Below are 13053 nucleotides of genomic sequence, written 5' to 3' on the forward strand. Positions count from 1 at the left end.
CTTTTAAACCCTTACAGTTCCGCAACCAGCTTGGTTAACATGGCATCATGAGCGGCATCATCAATCTCACGCTCTAATACCCGGGTCGCACCAATAACAGCAAGACTGGCAACCTGACCACGTAACTCTTCACGCGCACGATGGACTTCCTGATCAATCTCGCCACGCGCCGCCTGCACAATGCGCTGACCCTCTACGCGGGCATCATCCTTGGATGCCTCAACAAGCTCAGCAGCACGTTTTTCAGCACGGGCAATAATCTCATTCGCCTGCTGCTTGGCCTCATGAATGGTACCGATTGCCTTCTTCTGTGCCAACTCATGCTCATGCATGCCACGCTCAGCCGCTGCCAAACCATCAGCAATCGTCTTCTTGCGTTCGTCCATCGCCTGCATAATGGGTGGCCACACAAACTTCATGCAGAACCACACAAAGAATACAAACGATATTGCCTGGCCGATTAAGGTTGCATTAATATTCATTCTATTACCTCATAACCCTTTCTGATAAACCACACATCAGGATTAATAAATGGTTTTAACCACCTACCACTGCAAACAGAATATACAGTGCAATACCCACTGCAATCATTGGTACGGCATCAACCAGACCCATAACAATAAAAAATTGGGTACGTAACATCGGGATCAGTTCCGGCTGACGTGCAGCACCTTCAAGGAATCTACCACCGAGGATACCAATACCTACTGCGGCACCCAGAGCACCCAGACCCATCATTAAAGCGCCTGCAACATAAAGTAACGCATCTGCCATTTCCATGTTTATCTCCTACTTGGATAAAATTATAAATTAAAGTTAAAAATTAAAAACTAATGGTGTTCCTGATGTGCCATATCCAGATATACGATTGTCAGGGTCATAAAGATAAACGCCTGCAAGGTAATAATCAGGATATGGAATATCGCCCAACCCAATTGCAACAATCCACCAAAGGATCCAACCACCAGACTGCCACTACTGTACATAATCGCAATCAGAATAAAGATCATCTCACCGGCATACATATTACCAAACAAACGCAGCGCCAAAGACACCGGCTTGGAGAGCAGATTAACCAGCTCTAGAAACAGATTAGCAGGCAGCCCCCATTTACCAAAGGGTTGCAGCGTTAACTCACCAATAAAACCACCCAGCCCCTTCATCTTGACACTATAGAAGAGCACCAGCACAAATACGGCCAGCGACATGCCAAAGGTAATATTAGGATCGGTGGTCGGCACCACCTTCATATAAGGTATACCCACGCCCTGCGCCAGCAGCGGGATAAAATCAACCGGGATCAGATCCATCAGGTTCATCAAAAAGACCCAGACAAAGATGGTCAACGATAAAGGCGCAACCATGTCATTTTTTGCACTAAAGGAACCGCGCACACTGGTCTCAATAAAATCGACCATGACCTCAACAAAGTTCTGCACACCCGATGGCACACCCGCACTGGCCTTCTTGCCAACACTATAAAATAGCGCCAGAAACAATACACCCAAACCAATTGAAAAACCCAGGCTATCCAGATTAATCGCCCAAAAACCCATCGCCTTGGCCTGCTCAGGCGAGTGCGCAATACCCCAGCTACCATCCGGCAACGAACCATAGGTCAGGTTCTGCAAATGATGCTTGATATATTCAGACGAAGTTAGCGTCTCGGAAGCCGACATAAACTATTTTTTCCTGTCAAAAAAACCTGCAAGAATCAGGGCAACCTGACCCACTACAAAACCTGTTAATAAACCTGTTGGCTCAAGCGCTAAAGGCCCAAACCCCAATATCAGTAGCCCGATTATAGCGACCATACGCTCAATAAATGAGAGATAAAAGTTGCGCAGGTGACGTTGAGCATCCTGTGGATCCAACTGTTTACATCGCGCCGACCGCCAGACCATCAATAAGATACTGGTGATCGCAATCAATCCCCCAAACAATACGGCTTGAGCCAGCGACAACCCTCTGTACCAGAGCGAAAACATAACCGCTGTAGCAATAAAAATTATCTGTAATCTTAATATGTTACGCATGAAATACCCGTTATTGCGCAACGCTTGTTTGTACTTAAGGCGCAAAAAACCACGCCTTAAACCTACAAGACGGCGCAAGTATAAAGAGTTACGAAACCAAGGTCAATGATAGGCTAATAAAAAAATTTTATGAGGTATAAGCTAAATTATAGTTTGCTAATATAGGTGACAGGATTTTGTTGGGTTACGGCTGCGCCTCAGCGTGCCCTTTGGGTAAACCCAACCTACAAGTCTTAACGAATGCGTTCCAATACACCGTCTAGCTCTTCCAGGCTATTATAACTAATCGTTAATTTCCCTTTACCTTTACGGCTGTGCTGAATCTTCACCATAGCACCCAGCTTTTCTGATAATTCCTGTTCCAGATGCAGGGTATTGGTATCCCCAGCGGGCTTCTTCGCTGGCTTACTCTCTTTATTCAAGCGATTCTTTACTAAGGCCTCGGTCTGTCTAACGGATAAACCCTTAGCAACAATATCAATCGCCAGCTCTCTTTGCCCCTGGGCATCGAGCGGCAACAAGGCACGAGCATGACCCATCTCCAGCTCACCTCGGTCAATATGCTGTTTCACCTGACCATCCAGATCCAACAAACGCAACAAATTACTAACCGTGGTACGGGAACGACCTACCGCAGCCGCAGCCTCTTTATGAGTCATATCAAATTCTTCAATCAGACGTTGCAGTGCACGCGCCTCTTCCAGTGGATTCAAATCCTCACGCTGGATGTTCTCAATCAGCGCCATGGCAATGGCAGCCTTGTCCTCAACCTGCCGAATCACAACCGGGATCTCATCCAAACCAGCAATCTGAGCTGCACGCCAACGCCGCTCACCGGCAATAATCTCGTAACGCCCCTTATCAATCAAACGTACAACAATAGGCTGCACCACACCCTGGGCGCGAATCGAATCCGCCAGATCATCCAGTGACTCAGTATGCATATTATGGCGTGGCTGATAGACCCCGCGTTGAATCACATCCAGCGGCAAGGCGCGTAATTCACCCTCGACTCGAGACTGTTCAACCGGAACATTCGGTGACGAACCACTCAGCAAGGCATCCAACCCACGCCCTAAACCTCTTTTTTTAACTGCCATAGATTCTATACCACCATCCTGTTAACCACTTAACTGCTACCCACCAACCGCTCACATAACGACTAGAGACAGGGATTGCCTATCTTTATCAGAGACCGTTGGCCGCATGGACGCGGCCATCGAGCCACCATGGATGGTTTCACGGCGTGTCTCTGATAAAGATAGGCAATTCATGTCTCGGATTTAACGTCCTCTTCACGCCGCAAAACCTCTCCCGCCAACGCCAGATAAGCCACCGCCCCACGCGAACTCTTGTCATAATCCAACACCGGCACACCATGACTCGGTGCCTCCGCCAGACGCACATTACGCGGAATAATTGTACGATAAACGGTATCACCAAAGTGTTGCAACAGTTGATCCGATACCTCATTGGCAAGATTATTCCGCGCATCAAACATCGTGCGTAACAAACCTTGTAGACGTAAACCAGGATTAATACTGGAACGCACCTGTTCAATAGTGTCCAATAATGAGGTTAACCCCTCCAGCGCATAATATTCACACTGTATAGGAACCAACACACCATGTGCAGCGGTTAATGCGTTCAAGGTCAACAGGCTTAATGAGGGCGGGCAATCAATGACAATATAATCATATTCATCCTGCACCTCAGCCAGTGCTGATTTAAGGCGTAATTCACGACCCGGCTCATTCATCAAACGGACTTCAGCGGCGGTAAGATCTCCACTACCCGCCAACAGATGATAATCAACCGCCTCATTAACCACCCGAGCCTTACGAATACTGGTCTCGTTCAATAAGACCTCATAACCGGTTAACTCGACCTCGTACTTATCGGTACCACTACCCATAGTCGCATTACCTTGCGGATCCAGATCAACCAATAACACCCTGCGCTTGGTTAAAGCCAGGGCAGCTGCCAGATTAACACTGGTGGTGGTCTTACCCACACCGCCTTTTTGATTCACTACTGCAATGATCTTTGCCATCTTATTCAGCAGCCTTCTTCATCGGTATAGCGCATGATAACAAGATGTCTCTCTGCATCCAGGAAGGGAACATCCAGCGTGACAACCTCTTCCACTACACTTTGATCTTCCAGCGCCTCAATCTCGGTCATTGGATAGACACCCTTCATCGCCAACAGTTGCACGTCACTATTACAAACACGCGCTGCCAATTGAACCATCGTGTCCAGGGACAAAAGTGCTCGGCTGATAATAACGTCTACCTTTTCCTCTGGCTTATATTCCTCATCACGCGCACTCACCACAGTCACATTATCCAGTTCCAGCTCAGCCACCACCTGTTTGACAAAGCGCAGCTTTTTGTCACTGGAATCGAGTAAAATCAAGTGGTTATCTGGACATGCCAGTGCCAGAACAATACCCGGCAGACCCGCACCTGTACCCACATCCAGCACGCGGCCAGAATCCAGATAAGGCACCACCGCCAGACTATCGAGGATATGCCGAATCACCATATCATAAGGCTTTCTAACCGCCGTCAGGTTATAAATACGATTCCACTTGACCAGCATATCCACATAGGCCAACAGCTTTTTCTGTGCCTCATCGCTGACCACCAGGTTTGAAAATTCAATTCCTTTACGCAACAAAGAGGCATAATTGCCTTCACTACTACGGCCTGACGACCTTTTTCTCATCGATGGATGCAAGACTGACCTCTTTTACGCACTCTTACGCAGTGCAATACCATTTTTCTTAAGGTGAACCAGCAGCAAAGAAATAGCCGCTGGTGTGACACCCGGAATACGCCCCGCCTGACCAACAGTCAACGGACGGTGCGCCTGAAACTTTTCCTCTACCTCGGAAGACAGCCCCTTGATTAACGTATAATCCAGATCATCGGGTAGAACATACTCTTCATATTTCTGCAGACGTTTAATCTCGGCATCCTGACGCTGAATATAACCCGCATACCGAGCCTGAATCTCAACCTGTTCTGCAACCTGCCTATCATCAACGCCTGGGCCCACATCGTCAAGTGCCATTAGCTGTTGATAATCAATCTCTGGACGCGCCAATAACTCAGCAATGCGCTGCACCGATGATATCGGTGTCGCAAACCACTGTTGAATCTGTTGTGCCTGTTGGGTTCCCGGATGGACCAGAATACCCTGCAAACGCTGTTGTTCATTATCAATGGCTTCACGTTTAAGTTCAAAGGATTTCCAGTGAACATCATCAACAAGACCCAGTGCCTTTGCCTGCGATGTTAAACGCAGGTCCGCATTATCCTCACGTAAACGCAAGCGGTACTCCGCACGACTGGTAAACATACGGTACGGCTCACTAGTACCACAGGTAATTAAATCATCAATCAAAACACCGAGATAGGCCTCGTCCCGGCGTGGATACCAGGCCTCTTGTTGCTGCACCTGACGTGCCGCATTCAGACCGGCCAACAGGCCTTGAGCTGCCGCCTCTTCATAACCTGTGGTGCCATTAATCTGCCCGGCAAAATAGAGCCCCTTAATAAAACGGGTTTCTAGCGAATATTGCAGGTCACGCGGATCAAAGAAATCATACTCAATAGCATAACCCGGACGCGTGATATGTGCCTGTTCCAGACCGGGGATAGAACGTACCAGATCACACTGTACATCAAAGGGCAGACTGGTCGAGATCCCGTTAGGATAAACCTCATGGGTCGTCAGCCCCTCCGGTTCAAGAAAGATCTGATGCGAATCACGCCCGGAAAAACGTACCACCTTATCCTCAATCGAGGGACAATAACGCGGCCCAACCCCTTCAATCACACCGCTATACATCGGTGAACGTGGCAGACCATTACGGATAATCGCATGGGTCTGTTCCGTGGTTGCAGTAATAAAACAGGACAGCTGTTGCGGGTGATCTTGCGGCTTACCGCGAAAAGAAAATAATGGTACCGGCTGATCCCCTGGCTGCTCTTGCAGGCCCGAATAATCAATCGTACGCCCATCAATCCTTGGCGGTGTACCGGTCTTTAAACGTCCCACCCGAAACGGCAACTCACGCAGACGTTGAGACAAGGCATTAGCCGGTGGATCACCGGCACGTCCACCTTCCGCATTTGACTCACCAATATGGATGCGCCCGCCTAAAAAAGTACCTACCGTCAAGACCACAGCCGGAGCCATAAAGCGCAAGCCCATGCTGGTTATCACACCACAAACTCGTTCACCCTCAACGATCAGATCATCCACGGATTGTTGAAATAGGGTTAGATTGGGCTGATTTTCCAGCGTGGAACGAACAATATTCCGATACAAGATGCGATCTGCCTGAGCACGGGTTGCCCGCACCGCCGGGCCCTTAGTGGCATTTAATATACGAAACTGAATACCCGCCACATCCGCCGCATGTGCCATCAGACCACCCATAGCATCAATCTCGCGCACTAGATGTCCCTTGCCAATACCACCGATAGCCGGATTACAGCTCATCTGCCCCAGGGTATCAATATTGTGGGTTAATAATAACGTGCGCGCACCCATACGCGCAGCCGCCAACGCCGCCTCGGTACCCGCATGACCGCCACCCACAATAATGACCTCAAAGGAATCTTGATAACGCACTTGAATCTTTCCTAACTATAGAACAGATGTATTTTATACTAATTCATAGGCTTATAACCAAAATAGTTGTTGGTGCGTGGTACGCACCCTACCAAAACCATAACACTTCCGTAGGGTGCGCACTGCGCACCACATGCCTAAACCGGAATAGAGTCAAGACTTGACCTCATCCACACTTTGCATAAAACTAGAACGATGCTAAAAGAAAAGATTGATGAAGGTATCCGCCAAGCCAGTGAGATTATCCTCGGCAAAGAAAAAAAGATTCGCCTGGCACTCGCTTGTCTACTGGCTCGGGGCCACCTGCTGATTGAGGATCTACCCGGCATTGGTAAGACCACCTTGTCGCATGTACTGGCGAGTATCCTCGGTCTGAAATATCAACGTATCCAATTCACCAGCGACTTATTACCCGCTGACATCCTCGGCGTATCCATCTACGAAGCCGAGAATCAATCCTTCCGTTTTCACCCTGGGCCCATCTTTGCCCAAATGATTCTCGCCGATGAGATCAACCGTGCCACACCCAAGGCACAAAGTGCTCTACTTGAGGCGATGGAGGAACAGCAAGTATCAATTGAAGGTAGTAGCTATCCTCTGCCACAACCCTTTTTTATTATTGCCACCCAAAATCCAAACGATCAGGTCGGTACCTTTCCGCTACCCGAGTCACAACTGGATCGCTTTATGATGCGTATTGAACTCGGTTATCCGGATGCCAATGCAGAACGAGCCTTGCTCAATGGCCATCAACATCGTGATCTCATACCGCAACTGAAGGCTGTCATTAACACCGCTGAGTTACTACAGATTCAAGCCGAAATTCGAAATATTACAGTTAGCCCAGCTATTATCGAATATCTGCAAGTCATCCTCGATTTTAGTCGCAACAGTCCGCTGTATCTACATGGCCTGTCACCACGTGCCGGGCTTGCAATCTTACACTGTGCCCAGTCCTGGGCCTGGCTCCATAAACGAGGGTATGTGTTGCCTGAAGATATCCAGCAAGTGCTCCCTTATATCAGCCAGCATCGATTGCAGGCAACAGACCCCTCGACCCAACAAGGTGATACCCTGATCAATCCCTTACTGGAACTGCCTGTTCCCTAACCGACTATTGAAATTCTATGCCAAGCCCTATCAGGAATACCTTGTCCCGAATGATGAAGAAACGACAAGCCAATAGTCACCATGGCCCTGTCACCCTCCACGGTCGACAAATATTTATCCTGCCAACCCGAGCAGGTCTTGGCTTTGGTCTACTCATCACCCTGTTACTCATTGGTGCCATTAATTACAACAACAACCTGATCTATATACTCACCTTCACCCTGTCTGGCCTATTTTTTATCGCCATGTTACACACCTATCGCAACCTGCTTGGCCTGCAACTTACCGTGCAACAAACCGAACATTGTTTTAGCGGTGCCCAGGTTGCCTTTCATCTACAGATACAACACCCGAATAACCGGATACTGCACAGCTCTATTGAACTAAATAACCCACAGAGTAATTCTCTTATTACCCAGGTCATAGCAAACCAACCCAGCCACTTGATTATCTATCTACCCGGAACCCAAAGAGGACAAGTGACACTGGGAATAATAACTCTATCGACACAATTCCCACTGGGTATTTTTCGTGCCTGGTCCAATATTTATTTTACTATCAATGCCTATGTCTACCCGAAACCAGCACCCCTCAATACCCCTTATCCCTACATGAGTGGAGGTCAATCCAGCGGTCTCACCAACACCAACGGAGGTGATGATTTTTACGGTCTACGTCCACATCAAGCAAGCGACTCTCTACATCACATACACTGGAAGATTGCAGCCCGCAGTGGCAAACTGATGACCAAGATTTTTTCCGAAGATCAATCCCATATCCTATTACTGGATTGGGATCATATTGCAGAAACAAATCTGGAGAAAAAACTCAGTCTGTTATGTCGCTGGATACTGGATGCCCATCAGCAGGCTATTCCCTTTGGTCTAAATATACCTGGACACCGAATAAAACCGGATAGCGGAATTAACCATCGTGATCAGTGCCTACGCGCACTGGCCTGTTATGACACAACATCAGTTAACTCAAGAGATATGAGGGGCTCTTCTTGAACAGAGACCGTTGCCCGCATGGACGCGGGCATCGAGCCTACACGGATGTATTCACGGCGTGTCTCTGATCAAGAGGAGCCACTCATGTCTCAAACCTGCATGATACGATATAACAAATGAAAACACTGAACCTGATTCTATTACCAAAAACCTGGTATACCTTCATCGGCATATCGACCCTAAGTGTTCTACCCCATCTTCTTCAATTCCCTGTTTATTTAATCATTGCCTGGTTAGGGATTACCGCAGCGACCCTTTACCTTGCACAAAATAAAAAACAAAAGGTCGCCGGCATTATCAAACTGCTGCTACTTATTCTTATCACCGTACTATTATATAAAACCTTCGGCACCCTGATCGGAGCAACAGCAGGAACCGCGCTATTATTATTTGCCCTTGCGCTAAAGCTCATTGAATCAACTACAAAACGTGATTTACTTATTCTTATTTTCCTCAATTATTTTATAATCGCCACCGAATTTATTCTATATCAACAATTATTCACCAGCCTGTACCTGTTTTTGTGTGTCGTTTTACTCACCGCATTCTGGGTCTACAGTAACGAACGCGTCGCCCTGCAACCTTATCCATATTATCTACGCTACGCAGTAAAATTATTATTACAGACCTTACCTATTATCATCATCCTGTTTGTCTTCTTTCCAAGATTACCCACACCCCTGTGGAGCCTGCCGAAAGATCCCTACAAAGGAATCAGTGGCTTTGAAGAAAACATGAAACCAGGTAGTCTGCAATCTATCGCACAATCACCCGCTATTGCCTTTTATGTTGAATTCACTGATCAAACCCCAATACCGAGTATGCGTTACTGGCGTGGCTCGGTTCTTGATCACATCGCACACGGTGAATGGTCATCATCCATCAAGGTTAATGAACAAAAATTTCCTGATGAAATGCAGGCTATGATTCAACCACACGGTGTGGAGATTAATTACCATATTACCCTGCAACCCCATAACCAATACTGGATATTTGCTCTCGATATGCCAACAAGCATCCCGGTTAATGCACTCTATCGACAAGGCTTTCAGGTTCGAAGTATTGATCCTTTACGATCCGTACAACGATTCAAACTATCATCCTCACCTTTTTATCGGACTAAAAACAAAGATCCCTGGTTAATCAAACAGGCGCTACAACTACCCAAAGATTTTAGTCCACGAATAAATACATTAGCCCTGCAACTAAAACAGGGTACGCAAACAAAATTAGAGAGGATTAATTCTGTCCTTACCTGGTTTCGTGATAATGATTTTGCCTACACGCTTGAACCACCCATTACCCAGGAACATGCTATTGAGGAATTTTTATTTGAACATCAGCAGGGATATTGTGAATACTATGCTTCCGCCTTTACTCTGTTAATGCGTGCGATGGGTGTACCCACACGGATAGTGACCGGTTATCAAGGGGGTGAGTTTAATCCGGTCGCCAGCCACTTTATTGTTCGCCAATGGGATGCACATGCGTGGACTGAGGTTTGGATGGATAGTATGGGTTGGGTGCGTATTGACCCCACCGCAAATATTGCACCCAACCGTATTCAATTTCCTGTATCAAAATTACGCAACAATAATTTTTATGGTCAGGATAATAATTTCACTTATACCCTGCTGGAAAAGATTAATTTTATTCGGGATAAACTTAACTTTCAGTGGGATCAATGGATTGTTGGCTACAATCAAAAACAGCAAAATAATCTATTATCAAAATTCGGTATTGATCAACCTTCATGGCAATATCTTTCCCAAATACTGACTGTCGGATTTATCCTGAGTCTGTTATTAAGCAGTTTATTTATACTCTATCAACGTATGGAAAAACAGGATGTCATTCAGCAAGATTATAAAAAATTCTGTAAAAAATTATCCGCAAAAGGACTGGTTCTATTTAAAAATGAGGGGCCTCAGGATCTTTGTCAACGTGCGGCAATTAAATTCACCGATCAACAACAACGTATAAAAATAATTATTAAACTGTATATACAGCTACGCTATCAACTAACAAAAAATAGTGATGTTATTTCAAGATTTCATAAAGAGGTTAATAATTTTTCCTGATAGGAAGCTATTTTATTTAACCCGTAATAACACCTTAACGGAATCATCGATACTACTGCTATCAATATAACCCAGACTCCCGATAGTCGACGAGACATAGGCCTTGACCTCCTTATCATCCCCTACAATACGCGGCGGTTTTTTCTTACCCGAAAATATCATCTTGCCCCAATAGGCTCTAATCTGACTCTCACTTCTACCCAGGATCTGTTTATTAAAGTGTATTCTAATCAAATTCTTCGCATTCTGATCAACGGGTATCACACTATTACCATCTGGAAATTTTTTGTTTCTTACCATAAATATTGATTTAATCTGTTTGACGGTAAGACTATCAATCTCTGTCGCTGGATTTGTAATGACAGCAATATCGGCTAATACCAATGAATGAAAAAACAGTCCTATGGCAAGAATAAAACCAGGCCATATAAAACAAGATCCTTTTCTATTATGTATCATTGCCCCCTGCTCCATCAAAACAATACATCTACGGCAATACCCACCATCTTGACATCCTTACCCGGTGCATTCTTAAACAAACCTGTACCCTGATCTGTTCTTATCTTGCTCAACTCAAACTTGATATCCATATTTGGCATCCAGTCATAACGCAAACCTAGCGTTGTCATTGATTGCTCAACGGGACTGGCTGTACCCAAACCCTTCTCATAATACTGGTAGGATATATGCGGCATAATATCACCGAATTGATAACCCAGAGTGCCATACCAGGATCGCGCCTTACCCTGACGAAAAGCTCCCATACCCACATCAGCCCATTCCAGGTAACCAATAAAATTATCGATATGGATACGCGTACCCAAAGTTTTTACTGAATGTAGCTGGCCTGTCACTAATGGCAGGCTACCGGAGGTATCATCCATGGTACCCCTGTACCAGGAGCCCTGTAACAAGATCTGATCATTCCACTCACCATTAACGGTTAAACCAACGACATTATTAACATCCATAAACTCCAGGCTATTACGACCCACATACAGATCTGCACTTAATAGCCAGTCCTCCGTCGGTACCTCCCAGTATAAACTGGCACCGGAATAAGCCTCTCGCGTCACCGTTGCCCCAATCATCTCCTCACCATAATAAAGCTGTGGTACTACAATCCACGGATAGGTATAACCAACACTACGGTATTCATTAACAATACCGATAGGGTTTTTGAGTTTACCCGCACGCAGGGTCAGTTCATCAGTTGCCCGTATTGCAATAAAACCCCAATCAAGATGAACCGAATAATTCTCCTCTGACCGGGAAGAAAGAAACTGAGTAGCCAAACTTATCCTGTTATTAATCTGCGCATTAATATTCAAACCAATACGATTACCATACCAGCTACCCTTATCGGTAACACCCGCCCCACTATCATTGTAAAAAGGTTCTGTTGAGTTACTCTTTTGAAAGGCAGCACTGGCAAAGCCCGTTATACTAAACTTATCAGCCCAGTCTTCCGCATAAAGGGATGGTGATAACATCAGGACACCCATCATTGCAGAAACAAGTGTCGCTCTTCTTAAATACATACTATGACCATCTCCTTTTACTGCACGAGGATGACTCGTGAAGTCTTATTTTTTAACAAAACAGGTCAAAATAACAATCTTTTGTCCATTCACTCGCCCCTCAATATGCTCCGGGTTATCCGCCACTAGAGAGATCCCGCGTACCGCTGTACCGCGCTTGGCAGTGAAGCCTGCCCCTTTCACATTTAAATCCTTAATCAATGTAACCGTATCACCCGCAGAAAGCACCACACCATTACTATCGATATGCCTGACCTCATCTTCAGGGGGCTGTCCTTCAACAACATCCTGTGCCCATATCATTGTTTCATCATCCAGATACAACGTATCCAACAGATCCTGCGGCCAACCCTCTGCGCTTAAACGAGTCAGCATTCGCCATGCCATCACCTGCACCGCCGACACTTGAGTCCACATACTATCACTAAGACAACGCCAGTGATTAACATCAACCTTTTCCGGTGCTTCGATTTGTTCATAACAGGTATTACAAATCAATATACATTGATCCACTGTAGCCGTATCAACCGGAGGCACCTCATACACACGGAGGTCATCGGTAGCACCACACAATTCACATTTTGATTCACTACGATTTTTTAATTCTGTTTCTATACCCATACTTTAT

14 protein-coding genes are annotated in these 13053 nt (G+C 46.0%); 3 read left to right on the top strand and 11 right to left on the bottom strand.

Annotation, left to right across the window (positions count from 1 at the left end; genetic code table 11):
* Nucleotides 1-11: 11 nt before the first annotated feature.
* The 8 genes from GXP22_07595 to mnmG form a co-directional block, all read right to left on the bottom strand.
* Entirely contained in the window at nt 12-482 is a 471-nt protein-coding gene (locus tag GXP22_07595; protein NOX09331.1) for a F0F1 ATP synthase subunit B, read from the bottom strand.
* A 55-nt stretch (nt 483-537) separates the two neighbouring features.
* The gene (gene atpE / locus GXP22_07600; GenBank protein NOX09332.1) at nt 538-774 is read right to left on the bottom strand and encodes a F0F1 ATP synthase subunit C; all 237 of its coding nucleotides are present in this window, start codon (nt 772-774) and stop codon (nt 538-540) included.
* A gap of 56 nt (nt 775-830) precedes the next feature.
* Nucleotides 831-1679 (bottom strand): F0F1 ATP synthase subunit A, encoded by an 849-nt coding sequence (atpB, locus tag GXP22_07605; protein ID NOX09333.1) that lies wholly within the window; start codon nt 1677-1679, stop codon nt 831-833.
* A gap of 3 nt (nt 1680-1682) precedes the next feature.
* Nucleotides 1683-2036: an ATP synthase subunit I gene (locus GXP22_07610; protein ID NOX09334.1), complete on the bottom strand. Its 354-nt coding sequence runs from the start codon at nt 2034-2036 to the stop codon at nt 1683-1685.
* A 233-nt stretch (nt 2037-2269) separates the two neighbouring features.
* Entirely contained in the window at nt 2270-3136 is an 867-nt protein-coding gene (locus GXP22_07615) for a ParB/RepB/Spo0J family partition protein (GenBank protein NOX09335.1), read from the bottom strand.
* 170 nt (nt 3137-3306) lie between these two features.
* Complete coding sequence (locus GXP22_07620) at nt 3307-4089, bottom strand: ParA family protein (GenBank protein ID NOX09336.1); 783 nt, start codon at nt 4087-4089, stop codon at nt 3307-3309.
* A gap of 5 nt (nt 4090-4094) precedes the next feature.
* Nucleotides 4095-4766 (bottom strand): 16S rRNA (guanine(527)-N(7))-methyltransferase RsmG, encoded by a 672-nt coding sequence (rsmG, locus tag GXP22_07625; protein ID NOX09337.1) that lies wholly within the window; start codon nt 4764-4766, stop codon nt 4095-4097.
* Between the two features lie 24 nt (nt 4767-4790).
* A complete protein-coding gene (mnmG, locus tag GXP22_07630; protein NOX09338.1) occupies nt 4791-6683 on the bottom strand; it encodes a tRNA uridine-5-carboxymethylaminomethyl(34) synthesis enzyme MnmG in 1893 nt (630 codons plus the stop codon).
* Between the two features lie 195 nt (nt 6684-6878).
* Between mnmG and GXP22_07635 the strand changes: the two genes are divergently transcribed.
* The 3 genes from GXP22_07635 to GXP22_07645 all read left to right on the top strand — a co-directional run bounded on the left by GXP22_07635 (nt 6879) and on the right by GXP22_07645 (nt 10884).
* On the top strand, nt 6879-7793 hold the full coding sequence (locus GXP22_07635; protein NOX09339.1) for an AAA domain-containing protein: 915 nt from the start codon (nt 6879-6881) through the stop codon (nt 7791-7793).
* Between the two features lie 50 nt (nt 7794-7843).
* Nucleotides 7844-8803 carry a DUF58 domain-containing protein gene (locus tag GXP22_07640; protein ID NOX09340.1) on the top strand — a complete coding sequence of 320 codons (960 nt, stop codon included), beginning with the start codon at nt 7844-7846 and terminating at the stop codon, nt 8801-8803.
* A 116-nt stretch (nt 8804-8919) separates the two neighbouring features.
* Complete coding sequence (locus GXP22_07645; protein NOX09341.1) at nt 8920-10884, top strand: DUF3488 domain-containing transglutaminase family protein; 1965 nt, start codon at nt 8920-8922, stop codon at nt 10882-10884.
* 12 nt (nt 10885-10896) lie between these two features.
* Here GXP22_07645 and GXP22_07650 read toward each other — a convergent pair whose 3' ends face one another.
* From GXP22_07650 to GXP22_07660, 3 genes are read right to left on the bottom strand one after another with little or no spacing between them, the layout of a single operon-like run.
* Nucleotides 10897-11343: a phosphate ABC transporter substrate-binding protein gene (locus tag GXP22_07650; GenBank protein NOX09342.1), complete on the bottom strand. Its 447-nt coding sequence runs from the start codon at nt 11341-11343 to the stop codon at nt 10897-10899.
* A gap of 14 nt (nt 11344-11357) precedes the next feature.
* On the bottom strand, nt 11358-12425 hold the full coding sequence (locus GXP22_07655; GenBank protein NOX09343.1) for a hypothetical protein: 1068 nt from the start codon (nt 12423-12425) through the stop codon (nt 11358-11360).
* A gap of 45 nt (nt 12426-12470) precedes the next feature.
* Complete coding sequence (locus GXP22_07660) at nt 12471-13046, bottom strand: PhnA protein (GenBank protein NOX09344.1); 576 nt, start codon at nt 13044-13046, stop codon at nt 12471-12473.
* Between the last annotated feature and the right edge of the window lie 7 nt (nt 13047-13053).

Source organism: Gammaproteobacteria bacterium (genome assembly GCA_013151035.1).
Lineage (GTDB): Bacteria > Pseudomonadota > Gammaproteobacteria > JAADJB01 > JAADJB01 > JAADJB01.

Coding starts and splice junctions, on each gene's coding strand:
- GXP22_07615 (NOX09335.1), bottom strand. CDS start 3,136: ATGGCAGTTAAAAAAAGAGGTTTAGGGCGTGGGTTGGATGCCTTGCTG.
- GXP22_07660 (NOX09344.1), bottom strand. CDS start 13,046: ATGGGTATAGAAACAGAATTAAAAAATCGTAGTGAATCAAAATGTGAA.
- GXP22_07640 (NOX09340.1), top strand. CDS start 7,844: ATGATGAAGAAACGACAAGCCAATAGTCACCATGGCCCTGTCACCCTC.
- atpE (NOX09332.1), bottom strand. CDS start 774: ATGGCAGATGCGTTACTTTATGTTGCAGGCGCTTTAATGATGGGTCTG.
- GXP22_07645 (NOX09341.1), top strand. CDS start 8,920: ATGAAAACACTGAACCTGATTCTATTACCAAAAACCTGGTATACCTTC.
- atpB (NOX09333.1), bottom strand. CDS start 1,679: ATGTCGGCTTCCGAGACGCTAACTTCGTCTGAATATATCAAGCATCAT.
- GXP22_07610 (NOX09334.1), bottom strand. CDS start 2,036: ATGCGTAACATATTAAGATTACAGATAATTTTTATTGCTACAGCGGTT.
- GXP22_07595 (NOX09331.1), bottom strand. CDS start 482: ATGAATATTAATGCAACCTTAATCGGCCAGGCAATATCGTTTGTATTC.
- rsmG (NOX09337.1), bottom strand. CDS start 4,766: ATGAGAAAAAGGTCGTCAGGCCGTAGTAGTGAAGGCAATTATGCCTCT.
- GXP22_07620 (NOX09336.1), bottom strand. CDS start 4,089: ATGGCAAAGATCATTGCAGTAGTGAATCAAAAAGGCGGTGTGGGTAAG.
- GXP22_07650 (NOX09342.1), bottom strand. CDS start 11,343: ATGATACATAATAGAAAAGGATCTTGTTTTATATGGCCTGGTTTTATT.
- GXP22_07635 (NOX09339.1), top strand. CDS start 6,879: ATGCTAAAAGAAAAGATTGATGAAGGTATCCGCCAAGCCAGTGAGATT.
- GXP22_07655 (NOX09343.1), bottom strand. CDS start 12,425: ATGTATTTAAGAAGAGCGACACTTGTTTCTGCAATGATGGGTGTCCTG.